This is a genomic window from Bombella apis (assembly GCF_018221685.1).
GTDB lineage: Bacteria > Pseudomonadota > Alphaproteobacteria > Acetobacterales > Acetobacteraceae > Bombella > Bombella apis.
Genome location: NZ_JAGJTM010000004.1, coordinates 712741 through 738876, shown reverse-complemented (window position 1 = coordinate 738876; position 26136 = coordinate 712741). Strand labels below are relative to the sequence as shown.

20 protein-coding genes and 2 tRNA genes are annotated in these 26136 nt (G+C 60.9%); 8 read left to right on the top strand and 14 right to left on the bottom strand.

Features of this window, described 5'->3' with window-relative positions; all coding sequences use genetic code 11:
* Window positions 1-33: 33 nt before the first annotated feature.
* From J8Z04_RS06475 to J8Z04_RS06440, 8 genes are all read right to left on the bottom strand, one after another.
* Window positions 34-738: a response regulator transcription factor gene (locus J8Z04_RS06475; protein ID WP_043560399.1), complete on the bottom strand. Its 705-nt coding sequence runs from the start codon at window positions 736-738 to the stop codon at window positions 34-36.
* 122 nt (window positions 739-860) lie between these two features.
* Window positions 861-2711 carry a cation:proton antiporter gene (locus tag J8Z04_RS06470; RefSeq protein WP_086431035.1) on the bottom strand — a complete coding sequence of 617 codons (1851 nt, stop codon included), beginning with the start codon at window positions 2709-2711 and terminating at the stop codon, window positions 861-863.
* Window positions 2712-2863: 152 nt separating this feature from the next.
* Window positions 2864-4177: an RsmB/NOP family class I SAM-dependent RNA methyltransferase gene (locus J8Z04_RS06465; RefSeq protein WP_192848090.1), complete on the bottom strand. Its 1314-nt coding sequence runs from the start codon at window positions 4175-4177 to the stop codon at window positions 2864-2866.
* 60 nt (window positions 4178-4237) lie between these two features.
* The gene (gene guaB / locus J8Z04_RS06460) at window positions 4238-5722 is read right to left on the bottom strand and encodes an IMP dehydrogenase (protein ID WP_192848089.1); all 1485 of its coding nucleotides are present in this window, start codon (window positions 5720-5722) and stop codon (window positions 4238-4240) included.
* Window positions 5723-5866: 144 nt separating this feature from the next.
* Complete coding sequence (hemN, locus tag J8Z04_RS06455; RefSeq protein WP_192848088.1) at window positions 5867-7255, bottom strand: oxygen-independent coproporphyrinogen III oxidase; 1389 nt, start codon at window positions 7253-7255, stop codon at window positions 5867-5869.
* Window positions 7256-7370: 115 nt separating this feature from the next.
* Window positions 7371-7444, bottom strand: a tRNA-Gln gene (locus J8Z04_RS06450).
* A 41-nt stretch (window positions 7445-7485) separates the two neighbouring features.
* Window positions 7486-7559, bottom strand: a tRNA-Gln gene (locus J8Z04_RS06445).
* A gap of 69 nt (window positions 7560-7628) precedes the next feature.
* Window positions 7629-8651 carry a DUF475 domain-containing protein gene (locus J8Z04_RS06440; RefSeq protein ID WP_192848087.1) on the bottom strand — a complete coding sequence of 341 codons (1023 nt, stop codon included), beginning with the start codon at window positions 8649-8651 and terminating at the stop codon, window positions 7629-7631.
* A gap of 127 nt (window positions 8652-8778) precedes the next feature.
* Between J8Z04_RS06440 and J8Z04_RS06435 the strand changes: the two genes are divergently transcribed.
* Together J8Z04_RS06435 and J8Z04_RS06430 are read left to right on the top strand one after the other, a co-directional pair.
* Window positions 8779-9570, top strand: a complete 792-nt coding sequence (locus J8Z04_RS06435) for an RlmE family RNA methyltransferase (protein ID WP_192848086.1) — start codon at window positions 8779-8781, stop codon at window positions 9568-9570.
* Window positions 9560-10423: a glycosyltransferase family 32 protein gene (locus tag J8Z04_RS06430; protein ID WP_192848085.1), complete on the top strand. Its 864-nt coding sequence runs from the start codon at window positions 9560-9562 to the stop codon at window positions 10421-10423. The genes J8Z04_RS06435 and J8Z04_RS06430 overlap by 11 nt, the downstream gene beginning before the upstream one ends.
* A gap of 19 nt (window positions 10424-10442) precedes the next feature.
* On the opposite strand, the gene J8Z04_RS06425 is transcribed toward J8Z04_RS06430, so the two are convergent.
* Window positions 10443-10907, bottom strand: coding sequence for an RrF2 family transcriptional regulator (locus J8Z04_RS06425; RefSeq protein WP_043560415.1), 465 nt, complete (start codon window positions 10905-10907; stop codon window positions 10443-10445).
* Between the two features lie 220 nt (window positions 10908-11127).
* Here J8Z04_RS06425 and hmpA point away from each other — a divergent pair, with 220 nt between their 5' ends.
* Window positions 11128-12342 (top strand): NO-inducible flavohemoprotein, encoded by a 1215-nt coding sequence (hmpA, locus tag J8Z04_RS06420; RefSeq protein ID WP_103765472.1) that lies wholly within the window; start codon window positions 11128-11130, stop codon window positions 12340-12342.
* Window positions 12343-12427: 85 nt separating this feature from the next.
* Here the strand turns inward: hmpA and mfd are convergent, their stop codons facing one another.
* Window positions 12428-15922: a transcription-repair coupling factor gene (mfd, locus tag J8Z04_RS06415; RefSeq protein WP_192848084.1), complete on the bottom strand. Its 3495-nt coding sequence runs from the start codon at window positions 15920-15922 to the stop codon at window positions 12428-12430.
* A 106-nt stretch (window positions 15923-16028) separates the two neighbouring features.
* On the opposite strand from mfd, the gene recG reads away from it, so the two are divergent.
* Both recG and J8Z04_RS09435 read left to right on the top strand, forming a co-directional pair.
* Entirely contained in the window at window positions 16029-18131 is a 2103-nt protein-coding gene (gene recG / locus J8Z04_RS06410) for an ATP-dependent DNA helicase RecG (RefSeq protein ID WP_192848083.1), read from the top strand.
* A gap of 279 nt (window positions 18132-18410) precedes the next feature.
* Entirely contained in the window at window positions 18411-19097 is a 687-nt protein-coding gene (locus tag J8Z04_RS09435; RefSeq protein ID WP_081563082.1) for a cold-shock protein, read from the top strand.
* Between the two features lie 144 nt (window positions 19098-19241).
* Here J8Z04_RS09435 and smpB read toward each other — a convergent pair whose 3' ends face one another.
* The 4 genes from smpB to J8Z04_RS06385 form a co-directional block, all read right to left on the bottom strand.
* On the bottom strand, window positions 19242-19745 hold the full coding sequence (gene smpB, locus J8Z04_RS06400) for an SsrA-binding protein SmpB (protein WP_081563081.1): 504 nt from the start codon (window positions 19743-19745) through the stop codon (window positions 19242-19244).
* Between the two features lie 8 nt (window positions 19746-19753).
* Window positions 19754-20653: a 4-hydroxy-tetrahydrodipicolinate synthase gene (gene dapA, locus J8Z04_RS06395; RefSeq protein ID WP_043560424.1), complete on the bottom strand. Its 900-nt coding sequence runs from the start codon at window positions 20651-20653 to the stop codon at window positions 19754-19756.
* 104 nt (window positions 20654-20757) lie between these two features.
* The gene (locus J8Z04_RS06390; protein WP_043560427.1) at window positions 20758-21597 is read right to left on the bottom strand and encodes a prephenate dehydratase; all 840 of its coding nucleotides are present in this window, start codon (window positions 21595-21597) and stop codon (window positions 20758-20760) included.
* Window positions 21588-22337 carry a 3-deoxy-manno-octulosonate cytidylyltransferase gene (locus J8Z04_RS06385; RefSeq protein ID WP_103765468.1) on the bottom strand — a complete coding sequence of 250 codons (750 nt, stop codon included), beginning with the start codon at window positions 22335-22337 and terminating at the stop codon, window positions 21588-21590. Before J8Z04_RS06385 ends, J8Z04_RS06390 begins: the two co-directional genes overlap by 10 nt.
* Before the next feature lie 65 nt (window positions 22338-22402).
* Between J8Z04_RS06385 and J8Z04_RS06380 the strand changes: the two genes are divergently transcribed.
* The 3 genes from J8Z04_RS06380 (at window position 22403) to J8Z04_RS06370 (ending at window position 26136) form a co-directional block, all read left to right on the top strand.
* Window positions 22403-23197: an inositol monophosphatase family protein gene (locus J8Z04_RS06380; protein WP_192848082.1), complete on the top strand. Its 795-nt coding sequence runs from the start codon at window positions 22403-22405 to the stop codon at window positions 23195-23197.
* Between the two features lie 82 nt (window positions 23198-23279).
* Complete coding sequence (serA, locus tag J8Z04_RS06375; RefSeq protein WP_043560435.1) at window positions 23280-24545, top strand: phosphoglycerate dehydrogenase; 1266 nt, start codon at window positions 23280-23282, stop codon at window positions 24543-24545.
* Between the two features lie 94 nt (window positions 24546-24639).
* Window positions 24640-26136 (top strand): YifB family Mg chelatase-like AAA ATPase, encoded by a 1497-nt coding sequence (locus J8Z04_RS06370; protein WP_043560437.1) that lies wholly within the window; start codon window positions 24640-24642, stop codon window positions 26134-26136.

Genomic DNA, 26136 nt, shown 5'->3' with positions numbered 1-26136 from the left:
CCTTTCTTCTGTCCGCCCTCAGGGCACCATCCGTCAGAGATCAGGATTCAGGCAGTACCCACCACCTTCCGTCAGCAGGATCCCGGCCCGGCCATGATCAGGCTCGATCTTCTGCCGCAGACGGTAGATGTGCGTTTCCAGCGTGTGGGTCGTCACCGAGGCGTGATAGCCCCAGACCTCATGCAGCAGCACGTCCCGCTCCACTGGCTGCCCACCGGCACGGTAGAGATATTTCAGGATTGCCGTTTCCTTTTCCGTCAGATGGATGCGCTGCCCCTTTTTCTGGTCCACCAGCTGTTTCCTGGCCGGATGGAAAACATAGGGACCGATATCGAAAACAACATCCTCACTGTTCTCGAAAAGACGCAGCTGCGCCCGCAGACGGGCCTTCAGCTCGCCCATGCGAAACGGTTTGGCCACATAGTCATTCGCTCCAGCATCCAGACCACGAATCACGTCATCTTCATCATGCGACCCCGTCATCATGATGATGGGGATATGAATGCCCCTCTCCCGCAACCCGGCACAAAAATCCCGCCCGTCACCATCTGGCAGGTTCACATCCAGCAGAAGAATGTCTGTCCTGCCTCCAGAAGAGTGATCCATCACCTCCCGTGCAGCCGCAATGGTGGCAGCCTGTTCAACGCGGTACGCTTCCTCCTCTCCCAGCTGTTCAGCCAGCAGAAGGCGCAAGGCATCATCATCGTCAACAATCAGTATTGAGTGATGAGCATTCATATCCCAAAAATCCCGTCCGTAATGCACTCAAAACCCCGCCTCTCCGCCCATGCCGGATGGGCAGACAGGGAGGACCTGTCTTTCTGATAGGGCACTACACTAGCCCGAATGACGGCCAAGCACTACGCCCCTGCACGCAGTTCTGCTTCCTCTTTTACATCTGCCCCCTCATCACGGCTTTCCGGCGCCCTCATGGAAATGACAAGATCCCCCATGCTCGGCATGGTCCAGGCCCGATCTTCTGCCGAGCGAATGAAGATGCCCGTACCCCGGCGAACGATGAGCAGATCCAACCGGTTTTCTTCTTTCCCGAAAAGATCCACCGTGGCATCCGTCACGCTCTGACAGACAAAACGCCAGCCACGACTGAACAAGGTATCAAAGAACGTATAGTTCCAGCCCGGTTCTCCCAGCACCTTCCCCCGGGCATCACGTGAGAGGCCACGATACAGGTCCAGCCGGGCCACACCGGGACTGACCTGATAGACCCTCTCCCGCCCCATATGCGGAGCCATGTGCCCGCAGACCATCCCGTTATAGATGGCATCCCCGGTCGTGGCGATCAGGTAGTCCGCCGGGCGCTCCTCCAGAGCCTCCTGCCCCGCTGCGGAGAGAAGTTCCGCCTTGAGGACCGGCACCCCACGCCGGGCTGCGGGCATGAGTTCCTGCGCTGTCGTATCCACCAGCAGAACAGGTACCTTCTCCTCATTCAGGCAGGCCGCCAGATCGGTCGACCAGGCATTACCACCAAGAATGACCAGAGCAGGCTCATTGGAGAGAGTCAGATGCAGCCTTCGTGCCAGCGGGCCGAGTGAAAAACCGTGGCAGATCATCGTCACGGCAATCACGCAGAACACGGCCGGCATGACAAGATCGGCAGAGGCATACCCCGCCTCCGAAAGCTTGATCCCCGCCGCACCAGCCACAGCCGCCGCAACAATCCCTCGTGGAGCGATCCATCCGACAAAAATCCGTTCCTGCCAGCTGATGCTTGTCCCCAGCGTGGCCAGGAAAATGCACAGGGGGCGAACGACAAACAGCACAACCAGCGTGAGAAGCAGGATGGGAATGGACAGTCTGGCCAGCACGGCACGGTGCAGGTCGGCCGTCAGCAGGATGAACAGAACGGATACCATCAGGACCACCAGAGATTCCTTGGTCCGTTTCAGTTCATTCAGGCCCGGGATATGCAGGTTGGTCAGCATCATGCCGAAGACGGTCACGGCAATCAGGCCGGCCCCTTCCATCACCAGCGTGCAGGCCTCGAAAATGATCAGCGCCAGCGTGACCATGATGGGTACCTTCAACAGCTCCGGCATCAGGTCCCGGGTAAAAAGGTAACGCAGCAGATAGGCAGGCAAAATGCCCGCCGCCACGGAAACAGCCCCAGCCAGAAGCATGTCCGGCAGGGTATGAACGAAGAAAATCTGCTTGTGCAGGTCCACATGCAACAGCATGATCTGCATGACGACGGCAGCCAGAATGGCCCCCAGCGGGTCGTTGACGATGGCCTCCCACCGCAGGAAGGCCGCCACACGGGGCTGGAGTTTGGCACTCCGCAACAGGGGCAGGATGACCGTCGGCCCCGTCACCACAATGATGGCCCCGAAGAGAAAGGATGTTCCCCATTCCAGATGGGCAACATAATGGGCTGCCAGAGCTCCCAGTATCCAGTTGATTGGCAGGGCCACCATCGTCAGGCGGGCAACGCCCTGCCCGGCCTCCCGGAGCTGGCGGATATCCAGCACCATTCCACCCTCAAAGACGATCAGGGCCACCAGCATGGAGACCAGTGGACGGAACGCATGACCCAATGTTTCTGATGGATGCAACCACCCCAGAACAGGGCCAAAAAGCAGCCCCATGGCAAAGAGCAGAACAATGGCTGGGAGCCGCAGGCGCCAGGAAACCCATTGTGCCAGCATCCCTGCCCCGAATGTCAGCACCACACCGAAGAGAACATCATAGGCCATAGGGGATCTGTTTCCTCCAGTCAGACAGGACCGCCCGGCCCCGTAGCAGGAACAGGCTGGCCATTGTCCAAATATTAGCCATTTTCATGACAGATGCACAAATCCGCCGCAGGGACAGACAGGAGACCGGATAGCCCGTCCCTGCATGCGTCTCAGCCCTGGGACATTTTTTCCATGGCCGCCACGAAGAAACCATCCGTCCCGAAACCATGAGGCGTCAGGGAGAAAAGTGCCTCCTGCCGCAGTTCTTCCGGCAGAAGGATGGAACGTTTCTCCGCAGGCAGCAGGGTGTAAGCCTCCTGCCTCTTCAGGAAGGCTTCAATCTGCTTTCCGTTCTCCGCCCCCAGAAGGGAACAGGTGGCATAGACCAGCTTCCCACCCGGCCGGACGAGACGGGCTGCAATGTCCAGAATGGCTGCCTGCTTGGCGCAGAGTTCCTTGATGTCCTCCTCTGTCAAACGCAGGCGGGCATCAGGATTGCGCCGCCATGTCCCGGTACCGGAACAGGGGGCATCCACCAGTACCGTGTCAAACTGGCCTTCCCGCCGTTTCGCCCATTTGTCGCCTTCACTCAGCAGATGCCGTGTCACGTTATGGACATCCGCCCGGCGCAGACGCTTCGTGGCACCATCCAACCGGACCCGGGAGACATCACAGGCCACGATCTGCCCTTTATTCTCCATCGTCATGGCCAGAGCCAGCGTCTTTCCGGCAGCACCGGCGCAGTAATCCAGCAGCCTCTGCCCCGGTCTGGCATCCACGGCTGCTGCGATCAGCTGGCTGCCTTCATCCTGTATCTCTACCAGCCCTTCCCGGAAAAGAGCCGCCGCCGTAACGGGCTGACGCCCTTCAAGCCGGATGCCCCACGGAGAGAGAGCCGTCGGCTCCCCCTGAAAACCTTCCCGCCGGAGACGGCGCAGGGCCTCCTCCCGTGTTCCCTTCAGAAGATTGACCCGCAGGTCCAGGGAGGGTGCCCCCGTGAGGGCCCGCATTTCCTCCTCCAGCCTGTCACCAAAATCTTCCACCAGATAAGGGTGCAGCCAGTCGGGATATTCCAGCCGGACCGGCAGTGGCTGCTTTTCGCTGCTGATGTCCTGCCCTTCCAGAGCCTCCAGCATGACCATTTCACGCTCGCTCAGCGGGGCTGGAGCGTAACGCTCCCCGCTGAAAAGGGACTGGATGGATGAAAGGGGCTGCCCGACAAAATGCAGCATGGCCGCACAGAGCAGCCTCGGGGAAACATCCTCATGCCGGTAGCGCAGGTCCGCTCGCAGATGCCAGTGCAGCCGACGCCATGCCCGCAGCACGTCCCACGCAAGGGTGGAAATGGCCCGGCGGTCACCACCACCAATATAGCGGCGTTCACGGAAGAAATTGTTGGCAACGGCATCAGCCGGACGGTGCGGTGCGTTCTGGATCGCACAAAGCAGATCAATCGCACCAGAAAGACGAGCAGCGGGGGTCATGGCCCCCGCCTACTCCGTTTCCTTTCATCAGGAAAGGAAAAAATGACCTTTCAAAGCCAATTAAAGCCGATAGTTGGGAGCTTCCCGGGTAATGGTCACATCATGCACATGGCTTTCCCGCAGACCCGCATTGGTGATCTTGCGGAAGCGGGCACGGGCCTGAAGATCGGCAATCGTGGCGGAGCCGGTATAGCCCATGCCAGCCCGCAGGCCACCGATCAGCTGGTGTACGACAGCCGCCATCGGCCCCTTGTACGGCACCTGCCCTTCAATCCCTTCCGGCACCAGCTTCAGCGTGTCCCTCACCTCACCCTGGAAGTAACGGTCTGCCGAACCACGGGCCATGGCCCCCATGGACCCCATGCCACGATAAGCCTTGTAGGTCCGCCCCTGATACAGGAAACTCTCGCCGGGGCTTTCCTCACATCCGGCCAGCATGGAGCCGACCATCACGACATCAGCACCGGCCCCGATGGCCTTGACGATGTCACCGGACGTGCGGATGCCACCATCGGCGATGGCAGGAATGTCCAGCTCATGACAGGCGGCTGCCGTTTCCAGCACGGCGGAGAACTGCGGCACACCCACACCGGCCACGACACGGGTCGTGCAGATGGACCCCGGACCGATGCCGACCTTCACACAGTCTGCACCGGATTCGATCAGCGCCCTGGCAGCTTCTGGCGTGGCCACGTTGCCGGCGATCAGCTGCACGTCGGCATATCTGTCACGCAGGCGGGCCACGGTCTCCAGCACGCCACGGGAATGACCGTGGGCCGTGTCGACCACCAGCACATCCACGCCCGCCTCGACAAGAGCCGCCCCACGGCGGAGACCATCCTCCCCAACGCCGATGGCCGCAGCGCAGAGCAGACGCCCCTCCGCATCCTTCACGGCCAGCGGATGGGTCATGGCCTTGTCCATGTCCTTGACGGTGATCAGACCGATGCAGCGTTCCGCATCGTCCACGACCAGCAGTTTCTCGATCCGATGATCATGCAGCAGCTGGCGGGCCTGATCCGGGGATGCCCCGTGCCGGACCGTGACCAGCCCCTCATGCGTCATCAGGTCCCGCACACGGGTATTTTTATCTTCGGTAAAGCGCATGTCACGGTTGGTCAGAATACCAACCAGCCTGCCATCCGTCTCCACGACCGGGAGGCCGGAAATGCCATGGTGGGCCATGATCTCATGAACATCGCTCAGCGTCTGGTCCGGCCCCACCGTAACGGGATTGACCACCATGCCAGCCTCAAAACGCTTCACACGACGGACCTGCTCGGCCTGTCCTTCCAGCGTCAGATTCTTGTGGATGACACCCATGCCGCCCTGCTGCGCCATGGAGATGGCCATTTCCTCTTCCGTCACCGTATCCATGGCGGAAGAGAGCAGCGGAATGTTCAGCTCCAGCTTGCGGGTAAGACGTGTCTTCGTGCTGACCTGACCGGGAAGAACCGATGATTCAACCGGCTCGATCAGCACGTCATCAAAGGCCAGGGCATCACGCACACGGCTGTAAAGTTTGTCATTCTGGAAATTGGTCATGATGCCTACGCCCTCGCTCGTGCGTCCTGTTCAATACAACTAGGTCAGCCTACCACCACTGAAAGGGTAATTAAGCTGTTGGCAGGGTCTCATAACGCACTCTGTAACCATAGGCAAAGGAAAACAGACTGCAGCCTGCTCTCCTCACAGGGAGGAAGAAAAACGGGGGACTGGTTTCCCCTCGCCTGCTGCGGCCAGTTCCTTGCGCCGTGTATCGAATACGGCCGCCAGATGCCGCAGGAAGGGGCCGCCCTTTTCTGTCAGGCTCACCCGGTTGCCCTCCCAGCGGATCAGCCCGTCCTCCTCGAAAGGACGCAGGGCTTCCAGCTCTTCTGCAAAAGCCTGTTCCAGACCCTGTCCTGACGGGATGTAGGGTGTCAGGTCCACGCCCGAAAGGCACATGACGGTCTCGATCAGCTTCCCCCGCCAGCGGTCCTCCTCCGTACGGAACACCCCCCGGGCAACGGGAAGGCCATCATGCTCCTTCAATGCCCGGATATAAGCCGCCGTAGACGGAATGTTCTGGTAGAATCCGTCAGGTGTCATGGAAATGGCCGATGCTCCCATCCCCAGCAGGACGGGTGATGAATCGATCGTATAGCCCTGAAAATTGCGATGCAGTGTACCGGCCTCATAGGCATGGGCCATGGCATCTTCAGGATGGGCATAATGGTCCAGCCCGATGGGCTTGTAGCCTTCCTTAACCAGAACACGGTCGATCCTGTCCGCCTGCTGCAACCGCTCTTCCGAAGATGGGAGAGAGTCTTGCGGGATGAGCTGCTGGCGTTTCTGTTTCCACGGGACATGGGCATAGCCGAAAACAGCCAGACGGTCTGGCCTCATTCCAGCAACACGCCGGGCCGTGTCCTGTACGCTCTCGACTGTCTGATAGGGCAGGCCATAGATCAGGTCGATATTCACCCCATTCACCCCTGCCGCACGGGCCTGCTCCACACAGGCCAGCGTCTGCTCGTAAGACTGCACACGCCCACAGGTCTCCTGCACAATACGATCAAGGTCCTGCACACCGAAACTGATGCGGTTGAAGCCCAGCTCGGCCAACAGGGGCAGCATGCCCTCCGGCACATGACGGGGATCCATCTCCATGGCGATTTCAGCATCATCAGCCAGCCGGAACTGTTCCCGCACTGCGGACATTACGTTACGCAGGGCCGTTTCTGGCAGGGTTGTCGGTGTGCCGCCACCAAAATGGAGATGCCGGACCACACGCCCTTGCCCAACCAGTGCAACGATACGGTGCATCTCCTCCAAGAGAATGTCACCATAGGCTGCCCGTGCCTCTTCCTGCCGCATCACTGCCGTGTTGCAGGCACAGAAGCGGCACAGCTCGTCACAAAACGGGACGTGAAAATACAGGGAGACGGACTGCTCTGGCGGCAGGGCCTTCAGCCAGTCTGCCACCTCCTGCGGCCCGATGGCATCAGAAAAACTGACCGCCGTAGGATAGCTGGTATAGCGTGGCAGGTTGCCGCCATAACGGGCGATCAGGTCAGGAGAAATATTTGCAGCCACAGTCTCACCATAATCCAGTCTCGGTCAGGGAGCTTCTGCTTACAGCGGCGCACCCTGTTACGCAAACCACCCCATGGGCAGAATGTAACGGAACGATTAACCTGTCTGAGAAAAATGGCTGGGAGACCTGGATTCGAACCAGGGCTGACCGGGTCAGAGCCGGTAGTTCTACCGCTAAACTATCTCCCAAGCGGTCGGGGCTTCCCCCTGGAGCAAACACACCACATGACTGGCTGGGAGACCTGGATTCGAACCAGGGCTGACCGGGTCAGAGCCGGTAGTTCTACCGCTAAACTATCTCCCAAGCGGCGTTTGCTGGAGGGGTTCTAGCCCCATTCCCCCCACGACGCAAGGGGGATGGGAAAGTTTTTCCTTATTTTACCGGACGCCGGAGTGCGCTGGCCAGAAATGCTCCACCAATCAGGACAAGCCCGACAAGCCCCGTCACCCACTCCGGCACCTCCACCAGCACGCTGACCAGCATCAGGAGGGAAAGGATGAAAATGGTGTAAAATGCCCCATGCTCCACATAGACATACTCGGCCAGAGCATTCGTTTTCAGCATGGAGAGTGTCATGGAACGGACAAACATCGCCCCCACGCCCAGCCCCAGCGCAATGACAACTGGGTCCGTCGTGATCGCAAAGGCCGAGATGACACCATCAAAGGAAAAACTGGCATCAATGAATTCCAGATACAGAAAGGTCAGCAGCCCCCCGCCAGCCGCCATGCGGGACGCCCCCGGCTCGCCTATCAGCCAGACCAGCGTTTCCTTGCCCAGAATATAGGCCGCAATCCCCCCGCAGCCCCAGAACAGGAAGGCCATCGGGTCATGCCCCTGCCCTGTCAGGCGGGTGATGAGCATGAGAACTGCCAGTGTCAGCCCGACCGGCAGGGCTGACACCCCGCCCAGACGGGCTGCCGGACGCTCCAGCCATGAGAGCCAGTGATGCGTCTTGTCATCATCCAGAAAATAGTTCAGCGCAATCAACAGAAGGAACGACCCACCAAAAGCGGAAATCATGTCCTTTGCCCCCAGCATGATGGCGGCATAACGCTGCGGCTCCATGATGGCGAGACGGGCCGCCTGCCATGGTGACAGCCCGGCCACCAGAGCGACCAGAAGCACGGGGAACAGGAACCGCATCCCCAGTACGGAAAGAGGCATCCCCCAGCTGATGTACCGCTTCTGCCAGCGTGGCGACATGGTTTTGAGGATGCCATAATCCACGATGGCATTATCCATGGATTCAGCCGTTTCCATCAGGGCAAGAATGGCCACGCCCTCCACGCCCATGAGAGCACCGTACAGGCTGGGCGTATGTCCGTACCCCAGAGCGGCACCAGCACACAGGGCCAAAGCGGCCAGAACAAAAGCGGCGTAAAACTGTCTCAAGAGCTGTACCTGTTTCTCAAGATGATGAGCCTTTCTGCTCATGATCCCTCATCCCTTACAGGCAAAAAGGGGCAGGCAGCAACGGACAGGCTTTGCAGGGCGACAGGAAGAGCCTATCTTTCCCTCCATGAGTCCGAAACACACGCCTCCTTCCTCCCGCCGGCCAAAGGGCGGTGCCACGCCACCCCGCATCCCCGGCAAACCCCTGCGCCACTCCCGCACGCCCGGCACCCGGGATACGGCGGATGACGCGGCCACCTCCCAGACACTGCGAACCCAGACCGTAAAACTCCGCAAGGCACGGGGCCGCACGCCGGCGCAGCAGCGCTGGCTGAACCGCCAGCTGAACGACCCCTACGTGACAGCGGCACGACAGCAGGGCTGGCGCTCCCGTGCCGCCTTCAAGCTGCTGGAAATGGATGACCGCTTCCACTTCATCAGGCCCGGAAGCCGGGTGGTGGACCTCGGGGCCGCCCCGGGAGGCTGGGCACAGATTGCCGTCAAGCGTGGAGCTGCCAAGGTGATCGGCGTGGACCTGCTGCCGGTGGACCCGGTGCCGGGGGCCGAGATCATCGAGGGTGACTTCATGGAGGCCGACATGCCGGAGCGGCTCCAGGCCATGCTGGGCGGGCGGGCTGATCTCGTCATGTCCGACATGGCACCGAACACGACCGGCCATGCCGCAACCGATCATATCCGCATCATGGCCCTGGCCGAAAACGCCCTGGATTTCGCCCTGAAGATATTGGCCGAGGACGGAGCCTTCATCGCCAAGGTCTTTCAGGGAGGGTCCGAAAAAGACATGCTGGACCTGATGAAACGCAATTTTGCCGTCGTCAGGCACGTCAAACCCCCTGCCTCCCGCAAGGAATCGAGCGAGCTTTACGTCATTGCCACGGGTTTCCGTGGTGAGCCGTGAGTTCAACGACTATCCAGAACCGATTCGGAACCTCTTCATAGGGGCGCTCTGCGGCCATCAGGACGCCTGCTTTGCCCTTCTGCCGATCGGTCTGGAACAGTCCCTGTTTCCGGTCCTGTCCCGCTGCGTTCCACAGGAATTCCCCCGGAACATTCCGAAGCACATTGCCCAGTTCTGGGACAGCCCTGAACCGCCGGAAGACGTCCAGGCTGCCATGAAAGGCATCCGGAATGACAACCCGGCTTTCTCCTACCATCTGGAATGTGATGCCTCCGCCCGGGCGTTCATCCATGACCACTATGGCGCCAGCGTCACCGCCCTCTATGACGTCTGCCCTCACCCGGCCATGCGGTCGGACTTCTGGCGGCTCTGCTACCTGCATGTAAAAGGCGGCGTCTATATTGATGCGGATGTAACAAGCCGTGCCCCTCTGACAGACATAACTAGAGGCACACATTTCAGGACGCTGTTACCTTATTCCGTCGGCGAACCATGGTGCCTCGACAACGACGTGCTCATCCAGGAGGCTGGCAACCCTCTCATGCAGCATATCATGGAAACCATGTTCCAACGGGTCCGGCACATTCTGGAAACCGGCTATTTTGAAAATGTCTGGGTCTCGACCGGCCCCGGCGCCATGGTTGTCGGCACGATGAGCTGGATCGCCCACACCCTGAAAAACCAGAAAGTTCCATTCCATGAGATCAGCCAGTTCCTGATGGCAGCAGGAATCGCCTTTGTTGCCCATCGTCAGGTCGAGCAGACACTCGATACCTGCTCACACTTTGCCTACCAGAGCACCAATGCCAACTGGCGAAAATTCATGAAGTGGCCTGACAGCAACACCCCCTGATCCCTGACAGCAGCATCCATCACCGTTCCGCTCCAGTCATCATTTCCTGCACGGCCTGCATCAGGACACTTCGCTCATGAGGGGCCGTGACATCGGCCAGCGTGACTTCATCCAGCACATCCATGAAAGCGAATCGGGCTTTCAGCAGCGTCTGTTTCAGACGGCAGCCACCAACCAGAATGCAGCCAGAGGCTCCCTCCTCCCTGCCCATGCAGCCGACAAGGGCGAGATCATCCTCCGTGCAGCGGACAATGTCTCCCAGATAGATCTCCTCAGCATTCCTGCCCAAACGCAGCCCACCATTGCGGCCACGCAGCGTCTTGATGAAGCCGTGCCGCCCCAGCCTGTGCACGACCTTGACCAGATGATTCTCTGATATGCCGTACACGCGGGCAATCTCGCCAATGGAGACGAGACGCTCCTTCTGTGTCTCCAGATAGATCAGGGACCTGAAGGCATAGTCGGTATAGAGGGTCAGACGCATTCCGGGAGCTTCCTTCCGGTCGTGTTTCAGATGATCCGGCGTCACTCCAAGCCTGCATGCAAAAGAGGAGACGTGGTGGCAGTGGCTCCTTCTCCGAAACTAACAGAAAGATGACATCTGCCAACCTGTTTCCTTGCCTCGTCTCTTCCGGCTTGACAACGGCTGGTATCGACCTATTTTAAAGGTGTATTTTTTATACATCTTTTAGAGAGTGTGATCCTTGTCCATTTCCCTCACCCCACAGACCCGTACCATCGTCAAAGCCTGTATTCCTGCCCTGGAGGCTCATGGCGTCGACATCACCAGAGAGATGTATCGCCGCCTTCTGAGTGATGAAAACATCCGAGACCTCTTCAACATCTCCCATCAGAAAAATGGTGACCAACCCAGGGCCCTGGCCTATGCCGTCCTCGCTTATGCCCGCCATATTGACGGTCCCACGGCCCTGAAGGACATGATCGAGCGTATTGCCGAAAAACATGTCGGGCTGAACATCCTGCCAGAACATTACCCCCATGTTGGCACAGCGCTGCTTGGGGCCATTGCCCATGTCCTGGGAGAGCAGGCCACACCTGAGATCATGGAAGCATGGAAAGAGGCTTATGGTTTTCTGGCTGACGTATTGATCAACCGGGAACGGCAGATATATGAGGACCACGCCGCCAGAAAAGGCGGCTGGACAGGATGGCGTGCCTTCCGCATTGCCGATCGGCATGAGGAAACGGCTGACACCGTCTCCTTCATCCTTCAGCCGGTGGATGGCCAGCCCGTCATGCAGCACCAGCCGGGCCAGTATCTCAGCTTCCGGCTGGACATCCCTGGCCATGGCCCGGAGCGCCGCAATTACAGCATTTCATCAGCCCCGGCAGATGACCATTACCGCATCACTGTCAGGAAACAGGAAGACGGCGTCGTGTCCCGCTGGTTCCATGACGATGTCCGGGCAGGTGATACTCTGGATGTCTCTGCTCCAGCCGGTGATTTCTTCCTGCAATCTTCCTCCGAAAGGCCGCTGTGCTTCATCTCTGCCGGTGCAGGCATCACGCCTGTCATGTCCATGATGGAAGCACTGACCACCCGCACTTCACATCCGGCCATCCATTTCATTCATGGCACCCAGACAGCAGACAACGAAATTTTTGCCCGCAAAACCCATGGGCTGGCTGCCTGCGGAGCCATTACGGCAGACCTGTTCTACAGCCAGATGAACAGCCTTCCACAACGGACAGATGGCCTGAACTGCCATACTGGACGCCTCACACCCTCATGGCTGAAAGCGCATAAGGACAGACAGGCTGATTTCTATATCTGTGGCCCGACAGAGTTCATGGTCAGCATGATCCACACCCTGCGGGAGCAGGATATTCCCATGGATCGCATCCATTATGAAATGTTCGGCTCTGCATCCACCCCCTATCTCGTCACACAGGCCTGAACCTGTCCGACACCGCAACAACATGAAAAATGGGGCGGCACCATTATTGCCGCCCCATTCCTGCCTTGCGGGTTGAAAGCAACCTTCAGCCTGCCTCGGCCGGGCGAACCTTCTCCAGCAGCTTGGTCAGAGAAGCCAGAATCTTCCGGGCCATGCTGATGCGCACGGCATTGGTCATTTCCCGCACCATGGCCAGCTTGTGGTCAGGCCGTATCTTCACACCGGCCTTCTCATTGCGGGCAACCCAGCGGATCAAACCATCAGGGTTGCCGAACCTGTTCCTGCGGAACTGGAGGACCATGCCTTTCGGGCCTGCCTCCAGCCGCTCCACGCCCGTCTCACGGCAGAGCTTCTTGATCATCACGACATCCAGAAGGTTCTCCACCTCCTGCGGCAGAGGACCGAAACGGTCCACCAGTTCAACCCGCATGGCGTCCACATCCGCTTCATCCTTCAGCGCGGCAATGCGGCGGTACAGGCCAAGACGGACGGGCAGATCCTTCACATAGTCCTCCGGCAGCAGCACCGGCAGGCCGAGGATGATGTTCGGCGTCCAGCCCGTATCTTCCTCCTCGCCTTCGTTCCTCATCCGGCGCAGGTCCGTCACGGCGTCCTGAAGCATCTGCTGGTACAGCTCGATTCCCACCTCCTTGATATGGCCGGACTGCTCATCCCCCAACAGATTTCCTGCCCCTCGCAGGTCAAGGTCATGAGATGCCAGCGTGAAGCCCGCCCCAAGGGAATCAAGCGTCTGCATGATCTCCAGCCGCTTGACGGATGAAGCCGACAGGACATGCGTCTGCGGCCAGGTCAGATAGGCATAGCCCCGCTGCTTGGCCCGCCCCACACGGCCCCGCAGCTGGTAAAGCTGCCCAAGGCCGAACATGTCCGCCCGATGAATGATGATCGTGTTGACCCGGGGCATGTCCAGCCCACTCTCCACGATGTTGGTGGAAAGCAGGATGTCGTATTTCCCCTCCGAGAACTCCGTCATCACCGTTTCCAGCTCGGTGGGAGTAAGGCGGCCATGAGCCTCCGTGATGCGGGCATCGGGCACGATCTCCCGCAGCCGGTCGGCCATGTGCCGCATGTCCGTCAGACGGGGCACCACGCAGAAGACCTGCCCTCCCCGGAAGCGTTCCCGCTGGATGGCCTCATGAATCATCACCCGGTCAAAAGGCGTGATGAAGGTGCGTACGGACAGACGGTCTGTCGGCGGGGTGGCGATAAGGCTCATTTCCCGCACGCCGGAAAGGGACAGCTGAAGCGTCCGTGGCAGGGGCGTGGCGGACAGCGTCAGCACATGCACGTCTTCCCGCAGGGCCTTCAGCTTCTCCTTGTGGGACACGCCGAAATGCTGTTCCTCGTCAATGATGAGCATTCCCAGCCGTTCGAACGACACGGCTTTCGAGAGCAGCGCATGGGTGCCGATGACAATGTCCACCGTTCCATCGGCCAGCCCCTCCCGCACCTTCGTGGCTTCCTTGGCCGTGACCATGCGGGAAAGCTGCTCCACCTTCACGGGCAGCCCCTCGAACCGCTTCCTGAAGCCGATATAATGCTGCCGGGCCAGAAGGGTCGTGGGTACGACCACCGCCACCTGCATCCCGGACATGGCCGCCACGAAGGCCGCCCGCAGGGCCACTTCCGTCTTGCCGAAGCCCACATCACCACAGACGAGCCGGTCCATCGGCTTGCCACTGCTCAGGTCCTCCAGAACGTCCGCAATGGCCCGTGACTGGTCTTCCGTCTCCATGAAGGGGAAACGGGCGCAGAATTCATCCCACATCCCTTCAGCCGGGGCCATGATGGGAGCTTCCTTCATGGCACGGGCCGCCGCCGTGCGGATCAGCTCTCCGGCCATTTCCCTCAGGCGGGTCTTCATCTTCGCCTTGCGGGCCTGCCACGAGCTGCCGCCCAGACGGTCGAGCTGCACCGCCCCCTGCTCGGAGCCGAAACGGCTCAGCAGATCAATATTTTCCACGGGCAGAAGAAGCCGCTGCTCACCATCATACAGGATGGAGAGATAATCATGGGCCACACGCCCTTCCCGCACCGTCTCCAACCCGACATAACGGCCAATGCCGTATTCCTCATGCACGACGAGATCGCCCTCTGAAATCTCGCCGATCTGCGTGATGAAGTCATTGCCCTTGCGCCTGCGCCGGGGCGGACGGGCCAGACGTTCCCCCAGCAGGTCCTGTTCGGACACGAAGGCCAGACGCTCCCCGGTGAAGCCCCGTTCCATGCCCAGCACGACAAGCCCGACAGCCCCACGGGCCATGCCCGCCGCCTGCGCCCAGTCATCGAAACTCTCGCAGGGAATATCATGGTCCCGCAGCAGGCTGCTGATCCGCTCCCGGGAGCCGTTGCTCCAGGCCGTCAGATAGGTCCGCCGTCCCTGCTTCGCCCAGTCCTGCACATGGGTGGAGAACTGGTGGAAGACCCCTTCCCGTCCGGCACCGCCCATGCTGGCAAAGACCGGACCCGGCCTGTACCCGGCATCCACGCCTTCTGCGCCATCGGGCTGGGCGAAAGGTGACAGCAGGACGGTGGGGTGACCCTTCAGCATCCCGTCCCAGCCATGACGGTTCAGATAGAGCCGGTGCGGTGGCAGGGGCCGATAGGGCAGCTCCCCCTCATGCCCGGCGGCACAGCGGGCCTGATAATGGTCGGCGATCATGTCCAGCCGTGCCGTCAGGATTTCCGGCGTGTCCCGTTCGAAACTCAGGGCGGCATCCGGCAGGTAATCCAGCAGGGTTTCCATATGCTGGCCGTCGCCGTCATGGAACAGTGGCAGATAATGCTCTGCTCCACTGGCCCTGCGTCCTTCCAGAAGCTGGCGGTAGAGAACATCCTCCATCGCTCCCACGCCGAACACATCCCGCCAGCCCGTCTGGAAGCGGCTCAGGCTGGGCTTGTCCAGCGCATATTCCGAAACCGGCGTCAGGCTGAACTCCGTCCGCTGGTCCGTGGACCGCTGGGTGGCGGCATCAAAACTGCGGATATTGTCCACCTCATCCCCGAAGAGGTCCAGCCGGACAGGCTCCCCGGAATCAGCGGGGTAAAGATCGAAAATGCTGCCCCTCATGGCGAACTCGCCACGTTCCATCACCGTATCCACACGGCTGTAGCCGTTACCCACAAGCCGTTCCGCCAGACTGGTCGCATCCAGCGTATCACCGACCTTCACATGGATGGTCTGCCCCGCAAAGGCCGCACGGGGCGGCACACGCTGGAGCATGGCATGGATGGTCGTCAGCACGATGCGGCCCGTCTTGGGCCGTGGCTCCAGAAGGTGACTCAGCGTGGCGGCACGCTCGGCCACGATGGAAGGATTGGGGGAAATCCGGTCATAAGGCAGACAGTCCCATGCCGGAAAGCGCAGGACGGTGACTTCCGGCATCAGCCAGCCCAGCATGTCCGCCAGAGACGCCAGGGCAGCGTCATCATGTGCCACATGAACAAGCGTCTCCTCATGTTCCGCCAGACGCTGACGGAGCAGGAATGCCACCGCCCCATCAGGCACCCCCCAGACTGTCGGACCAAAGGACGCAACGGCAGAACGATCAACAGGCATCAGGGCGGGCTCTCCACTAAGGACATTTTTATTATCGGCCGGTTCTGCTACCCTATAGCCCTCCACAGCCCCCCTGTCAGCCCGGAAGCCACCCGCCCCCGATGCCATGCCCCTAGCTCCCCCTTCCGCACGGATTGCGCCACTTCTGGCTCCCATCAGCAGCCTGCCGGGCACAGGCCCCCGCCACGCCACGATGCTGGGCCGGATCAGCGGCGGCAGGCGGATCATCGACCTGCTCTTCACCCTGCCAGAAAAGCTGATCGACCGGCGCAGGCTCATGAGCGTCGCCGAGGGGCGGAAACTGCCAGCGGGCGACATCCTGACAAGCCGTGTCCGTGTGACAGGCATCCGCCGCCCCGTCCGCTCCTCCCAGCCCACCATCCTGACCACCAGAGACAGCACCGGCACGCTGGAGATCACTTTCTTCCAGAAGGGGCGGCTCTTCCTCCCCCCAGAGGGGGCAGAAATCCTCGTTTCCGGCAAGGTCGGGCATTACCATGACCGGCTGACCCTCTCCCGCCCGGACCACATCATGGCCTGGGAAAAGAAGGACAGATTCCCGTGGCTGGAACCGGTCTGGCCTCTCACGGCCGGGCTGTTTCCCTCCATCGTGCGGAAAGCCATGCAGGCCGCCCTGGCCCTGATCCCGCCCGACCTCCCGGAATGGCTGGACCCGCCCCTGGTGAAAAAACGGAACTGGCCCAGCTTCGCCACGGCTCTTGGGCTGATGCACTTCCCCGAAACACTGCCTTCCGACGACGACCCCACCCCCATTCTGGAGCGTGCCCGTGCCCGGCTGGCAGCCGATGAAGTTCTGGCGGATCAGCTCTGCCTGGGGCTGGCCCGGATGCAGGCCCGGACACGCACGGGCCGCCCGCTGGTGGGCGATGGCTCCCTGCGCCGTACCCTGCTTGAGCGTTTCGGCCATGAACCCACACCGGCGCAGCGGCGTGTCATGGCCGAAATCGCAGCTGACATGGAGCGTCCCACCCCCATGATGCGCCTGCTCCAGGGTGATGTCGGCGCCGGAAAAACGCTCATCGCCCTGACGGCCATGCTCCAGGCCGTCGAGGCCGGAACACAGGCCGCCTTCATGGCCCCGACGGAAATCCTTGCCCAGCAGCATGCCAGCACGTGCGAGGCCCTGTGCCCGGTGCCGTTCGTGTTTCTCAGCGGCTCCGTCAAGGGGAAAGCACGGCGGGTCGCACTGGCGAAACTGGCCGATGGCCATGCGAAGATCGCCATAGGCACCCATGCACTCTTTCAGGATGGCGTCACCTTTGCCGACCTCGGCCTGGCCGTCATCGACGAGCAGCACCGCTTCGGCGTGGAGCAGCGCATGAGGCTGGCCAGCAAGGGGGCAGCCACCGACCTTCTCGTCATGACCGCCACCCCCATCCCCCGCACCCTGCAACTGACGGAATGGGGCGAAATGGGCGTGAGCCGGCTGGACAGCAAGCCAGCCGGCCGCCAGCCCATCCATACGACCGTGCACAACATGGGCAAGCTGGACGACATCTTCGCCGGCATGAAACGGGCCCTGGACCAGGGGAAGCAGATCTTCTGGGTCTGCCCCCTCATCGAGGAGAGTGAAACGCAGAGTGCCGCAGCGGCAGAAGAACGCTGGGCGGAGCTCACAAAACGTTTCGGCCCCATCATCGGGCTGGCTCATGGCAGGCAGGACATCGACACGAGACAGAACGCCCTGACGGCCTTCCAGAAAGGCCAGACCCGCCTGCTGGTCGCCACCACGGTCATCGAGGTCGGCGTGGACATTCCCAATGCCACCATCATGGTCATCGAACAGGCCGAACGCTTTGGTCTGGCCCAGCTGCATCAGCTGCGTGGCCGTGTCGGCCGGGGAGCACAGAAATCCTTCTGCCTGCTGCTGCACAGTGAAGGCACCAGCTTCACAGCCCAGCGTCGCCTCCACCTCCTGCGGGATACGGAGGATGGCTTCCTGATTGCCGATGAAGATTTCCGCATCCGTGGTGGTGGCGACCTGACAGGCAACCGACAGTCCGGCCTGCCGGGCTTCCGGCTGGCCGACCCGACCCGCCTCTCCCTGCTTCTGACAGCCATGCGGCAGGACAGCCAGCGTGAACTCACCCGCAACCCCGACCTGACAGGGCCAAGGGGAGAGGCCCTCCAGGACCTCCTGCATCTGTTCGACCGGGCCATACCGGACAGACTGCTTGTATCTGGCTGAAATAAAAGACTGTCACAGAAATTGTTAACAATATTTGTTCAGCCATAAACTTACATTATTGTCATCTCTACGAAGGAGTGGCCTACAATTAGACTTCCAGACGACGCAGCATAATAACGGCAGAAAAAATTATCGTAATTTCATCTTTTTCCTTGTGGCTTAATTGAAAAAACATGCTACCGTCAGAAGTGGAACATGCAGGCATGTTTCCAACATAATGACCCTGAGGGAGCGGATCGACCGCTTCCTCCCTGATGACCCCAGTACGGGACGAGACCCTTGAGAAATAATAGATCCGACCGCAGCTCCTTTTCCTCTCGCCGCGGCGGTTTTGACCGCGATTTCATGACCCAGCCTTCCTATTTTGATGATCGCGGCAGTTACGATGCCCCGCGTGGCGGTGGTTTTGGCGGTGGCGCCCGCCGTGGCGGTGGCCGTGGTGGCCCGCAGATCACCCCGACAGGTCCGGAGATCACCGGTACCGTCAAATGGTTCAACACCGAGCGTGGCTTTGGCTTCGTTGGCCTGAGCGATGGCAGTGGCGATGTTTTCCTCCATGCCAACACGATCAGCGCCCTCGGCCATGCTGAGCCTGCACCGGGAACGACCGTTGTTGTCCGTGTCGGCCAGGGGCCGAAAGGCCGCCAGGTGGCTGAGGTGATTTCTGTCGATGCCAGCACGGCCACAGCAGAAGCCCCCCGTCGCCCTGCCCCCATGCGCCAGGAACGTTTCCATCCTGCTCCGGACCTGTCCCAGGCCGAGGAAATGCGTGGAATCGTCAAGTGGTACAACACCACGAAGGGCTTCGGTTTCATTACGCCTGAGACAGGTGGCAAGGATGTGTTCGTCCACGCCTCTGCTCTGGAGCGCTCTGGCCTGCATGGTCTGGCTGATGGCCAGCAGATCGGCATGAAGGTTGTTCAGGGACACAAAGGCCCTGAGGCTGTAGAGATTACAGCCGAATAAGACAGTCTTCCGCATCCGCTGAAGAAAAACCCCACGGCCCGTAAGGAACGTGGGGTTTTCTGTATCCTCTGCCCACAACCAGCAGAAACGGGCATCCCATCCTGCTACTACTGGCCCCGGGGCAGCTTTAACGGGGAATTCCCCTCAATAATCTCCACGCCCTTTGTTACGGAGCAGACGGGCCTTGTCTCGCTGCCAGTCACGGTCTGCAATGGCGTGGCGTTTGTCTTCCTTCTTGCGCCCCTTACCAAGACCAAGTGTCACTTTGGCTACACCACGGGCATTGAAGTGAATGTCCAGCGGGACCAGTGAAGCCCCGGCTCTGGTGACCTCTCCAATATATTTGGCCAGCTGTTTGCGGTGCAGCAGCAGCTTACGAGGAGCCCGTGTATCAAACCGGGACAGCACCCCTCCCTGATATTCCGGAATATAGGAATTGATGAGCCACAGCTCACCATTCCGTTCTACGGCGTAGGCCTCGGTCAGTGTTGCTCGGCCCATGCGAAGGCTCTTGACCTCCGGCCCCTTGAGAACAAGACCCGCTTCAACCGTTTCCAGAATGGTATAGTTGAAACGGCCCTTCCTGTTCTGCGCAGCGATGCCATGGGAAATGAGCCCACCTTTTGTTTTTTTCTTGCTGGCTGCCATGGTCCGTCTTAATCCAGAAGGCCAAGCAAACGCAGAGCCTCGTCCACACGCTTCTTCGTTCCTTCCGTCGGCTCCACCATTGGCAGGCGCAGCGTGGATTCGCACAACCCGAGACGGGACATGGCGTACTTTGCCGGGGCTGGGCTGGTCTCGGCAAACAGGGCATCATGCAGCGGCAGCAGCCTGTCCTGAAGAGCAATGGCCTCCTGCACCTTCCCTTCCCGCCAGAGACGATGGAGCTGGGAGCAGAGATCCGGTACCACGTTGGACGTCACACTGATGCAGCCGTGCCCTCCGGCGGCCAGAAAGGACAGGATGGTCCCATCCTCACCAGAAAGCTGGTTGAAGTCCGCCCCAGCCTCCCGCCGCACGGCCAGCGGACGGGAAAGATTGGCCGTAGCATCCTTCGTACCGACAATGTTCGGGTGCTTGGCCAGACGCCCCAGGGTCTCCGGCGTCAGGTCCACAACGGAACGGCCCGGGATGCAGTACAGCCAGAGCGGCAGCGGCGTGGCGTCAGCCACCGTCATGAAGTGGCGGTACAGCCCTTCCTGCGTCGGCTTGTTGTAATAGGGAACGACCACCAGCAGGGCATCGGCCCCCACCTTGTGAGCATGACGAGCCATACCCACAGCCTCATGTGTGCTGTTGGAGCCTGCTCCGGCCATCACGAGCGCACGGCCAGCAGCCACCTCCACACAATGCTCCACGACACGGCCATGTTCCGCATGGGAGAGCGTCGGGCTTTCCCCCGTTGTCCCGGACGGAATGAGGCCTGTCGTCCCGCCCTGGATCTGACGCTCGATCAGCCTGGTAGCGGCCTGCTCGTCCAGCGTGCCGTCCTTCTTCATGGGGGTGATCAGGGCGGTCAGCGAGCTGTGGTACCGCTCATTGATATTCTGTGCCATCTCTTTACTCTCCACCCTTGTCCCTGCTCATAAAAATCCGTGGGCTGACCTCGCCAGCCGACATTCTGCTGCCATTATAATGAGACCTCTCCGCTGGAGAAAGGTCACATCTCATCCCGAAACGAACTCCGCCGGTAGGTGCCCAGCACGTGATGATCCTGGCTCACCCCTGCCAGCTCCAGAAGAGCCTCCCGAACTCCCCTGTCATCCGGCGCCCCCTCAATGTCCATCAGAAAACGGGATGCCTCAAAAGAGCCTCCCAGCATGTAGCTTTCAATCCGTGTCATGTTGACCCCATGCCGTGCAAAACAGGCCAGAACATCACACAATGCCCCCGGCACATGCCGGACATGAACGATCAGCGTCGTCATCATCGGCTGGCCTGCCACGGATTCCACCACAGCGTCCGGAGGGGCCACACGGTAGAAACGGGTGGTATTGTGGGCGGCATCTTCCACATTGCGCAGAAGAACTTCGAGCCCGTTCAGCTCTCCAGCTAGGGAGGACGCCACCGCCGCCTCTTCCCTGCGCCCCCAGCCTGCCACAAGCTCGGCGGCTCCCGCCGTGTCAAACTCCGTTACCGGCTCCAGATCATACCGTGCCAGAAGACCCCGGACCTGCGCCATCGCCACAGGGTGCGTATGGACACGCTTCACATCTTCAAGCCGTGCCCCCTTCACACCCAACAGACAGTGTTCCACCCGCTGGAAATGCTCCCCCACGATCTTCAATCCCGCTTCCGGCAGCAGCGCATGGATCTCTGCCACACGACCGGCAAGGGAATTCTCGCATGGCAGAAGGGCCTCATCCGCCAGACCATCCCGCACGGCCTCGATCGTCTCGGCAAAGCTGCGACAGGGCAGCGTGGCCCAGCCCGGACGTGTGGCCCGGCAGGCCAGATCGGAATAAGCTCCCGGCCGCCCCTGAAACGCAATTACCGGCATGATGGCTGCTCCCCCACTCTGGCCCGGACTCTCGCAAGGTCTTCCGGCGTATCCACCCCCAAGGGAGCCGTGGCAATCCGGGCACAGCCAATCGTCATGCCCGCCTCCAGCGCACGGAGCTGCTCCAGCTTTTCCCGCTCTTCCAGCCCGGAGGGCGGCAGGGTAACGAACCGGGCCAAGGCCTCACGACGCCACGCATAGACACCCACATGATGCCAGTACACGCCCTCACCCCACGGAATCACGGACCGGGAAAAATAGAGTGCCCGGGCCACGTCATCGTCACTCTGGAAACTACAGGCCACCTTCACGACCGACTCGGCGTCACGCTCCTCGGGACCCTGCACCGGGGCAACCAGTGTCCCGATGTCGAACCGCCCTTCTGCCAGTGGGCGCAAGGCCTGCTGGAGGGTCTCCGGCTCCACAAGAGGGAGGTCACCCTGAAGATTGATCACGCAGTCATGCCGCCTCTGCGGGTCGTGAGCTTCAATCGCCGCCTGCACCCTGTCCGATCCGCTTGGCAGGGCCGGGTCTGTCAGAATGGCCTTCACCCCCGCCATGCCTGCCACAGCGTCCCGGATTTCCTCATCTCCGGCCGCCACGAGGACAGGCCCCAACCCGGCCGCCACAGCCCGGCGGGCGACATGAACGATCATGGGCTCGCCATCAATCTCGGCCAGAGCCTTGCGTGGAAGCCTTGTGGAGGCAATTCTGGAGGGAATGACAATAATCGGTTGCATGATCCCTGATTGCCGTGCGGTCCTGTCCACGTCAATCAACTCAGCAGGAAAAAGGCACAATCCTCATGCGTCAGTCTGATCTTTCCTCCCATCTGGCCCTTGCCCAGCGCTGCGCCGATGCTGCCCGACAGGTCATCCTGCCGTATTTCCGCCAGTCCCTCACCATCATCTCCAAGGCCGATGACAGCCCCGTCACCCTGGCCGACCGGGAAGCCGAATCTGCCATGAGGGCCATTCTGGAAAAGCATGTTCCCCATCATGCCATCCTGGGCGAAGAGGCCGGTGCCTCTGGCACTCCGGGGAAAAACTGGCTCTGGGTGCTGGACCCCATTGACGGCACACGCTCCTTCGTAACGGGCCGACCAAGCTTCACGACACTGATCTCACTGTTTCATGAAGGCCGTCCCGTACTGGGCCTGATCGACCAGCCCGTCACCAATGAACGCTGGCTGGGGCTAGATGGCGAACCCAGCCGCTATGTCGCCCCGCACATGCCCGGCACCATCGGCACCCGGCAAACTGTCCGCCTCAAAGAGGCTGAGCTTTCCTGCACGGCACCGGAAATCTTCCGTCCTGCCCGGTTCCGGCAGTTTCAGGCACTTCAGCAAAAAGTCCGCCGGACCTCATGGGGAGGAGATGCCTACGCTTACGGACTGTTGGCTCTGGGACAGATCGACCTCATTGCGGAAGATACGCTCAAACCATGGGACTGGGGACCACTGGCCCCCATCATCAGGGGGGCCGGTGGCAGCCTGACGGACTGGTCCGGCGCCCCGCTGACACTGGAAAGTGACGGCACCGTACTGGCCTGTGCCAGCACACCCCTGCGTGATGAGGCCATGGAAGCCCTTTCCACCTGACGATCTGTCCATTACACATAGATAACGATTCTTCACGAGGTCACGCCTGCTGACCCGGTTCCCACGATGAAGGTTACCCGCCATGCCCCTCTCCCTCGCCAAAGACAGAATCAACATTCTTCTGCTGGAAGGCATCCATGACAGTGCCGTCAACTATCTGGAACAGCAGGGCTACGCCTCTGTCACCCGGCTGAAAGGCGCCCTGGAAGGCGATGCCCTCAAGGAAGCCCTTCAGGGTGTCCATATGGTCGGCATTCGCAGCCGGACGCAGCTGACAGCTGATATCATCAACTCTGCCAACCGCCTCATGGCCATTGGGTGCTTCTGCATCGGCACCAACCAGGTGGACCTCAAGGCTGCCCGGATGGCCGGGATTCCCGTCTTCAATGCGCCTTTCAGCAACACCCGTTCCGTGGCCGAGCTGGTCATGGGCGAGATCGTGATGCTGCTGCGCCGCATTCCGTCCCGCTCGGAGGCCTGCCACAAGGGGGGCTGGGAAAAGTCCGCCAACAATGCGTGGGAAGTCCGCGGCAAGACGGTCGGCATCGTGGGCTACGGCTCCATCGGGTCCCAGCTGTCCGTTCTGGCCGAATCCTTCGGCCTGCGGGTGCTCTTTTATGACATCGCCCCCCGCCTGCCACACGGCAACGCCATTGCCGTCAGCTCTCTGGAAGAGCTGCTGGGCCAGTCCGACATCGTGACGCTGCATGTTCCTGAAACACCGGAAACGCAGAACATGATCGGCGAGGCTGAAATCCGGGCCATGAAGCCGAACTCCATTCTGCTCAACAACGCCCGTGGCACGGTGGTGGATATTGAAGCCCTGGCCCGTGCCCTGAAGGACGGCCACCTGATGGGTGCGGCCATCGACGTCTTCCCCGTGGAACCGAAGAGCAGTCAGGAGCGCTTCACCTCTCCGCTCCAGGGGCTGGAAAACGTACTGCTGACCCCACACATCGGTGGCTCCACCATGGAAGCACAGGAGCGCATCGGTGTCGAAGTCGCCCAGAAGCTGGTGGATTATTCTGATGTCGGCTCCACCATCGGGGCTGTCAACTTCCCACAGGTTCAGCTGGGTGAGCGCCCCGGCGGGATGCGCTTCATGCATGTCCACTCCAACCAGCCGGGCATCCTTGGGCAGATCAACGACATTTTTGCCAAAGCCGCCTGCAACCTGACGGCCCAGTTCCTCCAGACAGATGGTGAGCTTGGCTACGTCGTGACCGAAGCCGAAGCACAGGAAGGCCAGAATGTCGCCGAACTGGAAAAAGAGCTTCTGGAACAGCTCCGTAGCCTGAAAGGAACCCTGCGGGCCCGCTCCATCCGTCCGGTCCCGGCTGAAGACTGAGCCGTCCTGCTGCCCTGTCCGGTCTGCTTCTGACAATCGCCCGGCAGGTCCACTGTCGGGCGGTTTCATATCCGACCCACAAGGACTTCTGATCATGGCCACCACCCCGCCCGCTCTTGCCCGCATCCAGAGCGTCACCTTCTCTGGAATCGATGCCTTGCCTGTCATGGTGGAAGTTCAGATTTCCAGCGGGCTGCCATCCTTCATCATTGTCGGGATGCCCGCCCGGGCCATTGCCGAATCCCGGGAGCGTGTCCGTGCGGCACTCTCCGCCATGGGGCTGGCCCTCCCTCCGAAACGGATCCTCGTCAATCTCACCCCGGCCGACCTCCCCAAGGAAGGAGCCCATTTCGACCTCCCCATCGCTCTGGGCCTGCTTGCCGCCATGGGTGTCATCCCGGCCGACTCCATCACGGCCCTGACCGCTTTGGGTGAAATCGCCCTTGATGGAACGGTCACCCCTGTAAACGGCATCCTCTGCGCCGCCCTGACAGCATCGACCCAGGGCCAGGGGCTGATCTGCCCAGCATCGCAGGGGGCAGAGGCACGCTGGGGCCATCCGGCCCTTGAGATCATCGCCACGCCATCCCTCACGGCATTGATCGGCCATCTCCGCAAAGAACAGCCCCTGCCGGATGAACCCCCTCCTACCCCCCAGCCTCCCGATTATGGCCTCGACCTCCGGGATGTGAAGGGCATGATGCAGGCCCGTCGTGTGCTGGAAATTGCCGCCGCAGGTCGTCACTCCCTGCTCATGTCTGGCCCGCCCGGGTCTGGAAAATCCATGCTGGCCAGCCGTCTGCCCGGTATCCTGCCTGATCTCTCTGCGACGGAAATCCTGGAGACCAGCCGCATCCACAGCATTGGTGGCCTGTTGCCTGCCGGGCAGCTTGTCAACCGTCCCCCCTATCGGGCGCCACACCACAATACGACACTGCCTGCTCTGGTCGGTGGCGGTCCAAAAGCCATGCCCGGCGAGGTCAGCCTCGCCCATAATGGCGTCCTGTTTCTGGATGAACTCCCTGAATTTCCCCGCAACTGTCTTGAAGGACTGCGCCAGCCTGTCGAATCAGGTGAGGTCACCATCTCCCGTGCCGCACGGCATACACACTATCCGGCCCGTTTCCAGCTTGTTGCCGCCATGAACCCCTGCCGCTGCGGGTATGTCCATGATGCCGAGCGTTCCTGCAACCGGGCACCACGCTGCGCACAGGATTATACGGCCCGCATCTCCGGCCCGATGCTGGACCGCATGGATCTGTGCGTTCATATCCACTCCCTTTCACCTCTGGCCATCAGCCGTGCCCCCACAGGAGAAAGCAGCGCAGAGGTACGGGCCAGAGTGCAAAAGGCCTATGATCGGCAGATGGAACGACAGGGAACCTGCAACAGCACCATGCCCCCCGATGGGTTCCTCTTCGAAGCGGACGCCCTGGCTCTTGCAGAACAGGCAGCCCTGCGGATGAAACTTTCACACCGTGGCATCACACGCATGTTCCGTGTCGCCCGCACGATTGCCGATCTGGACGGCACGGAAACCGTGCAGAAACACCATGCGGCAGAAGCTCTCTCCTACCGCACCCCGCTCTGA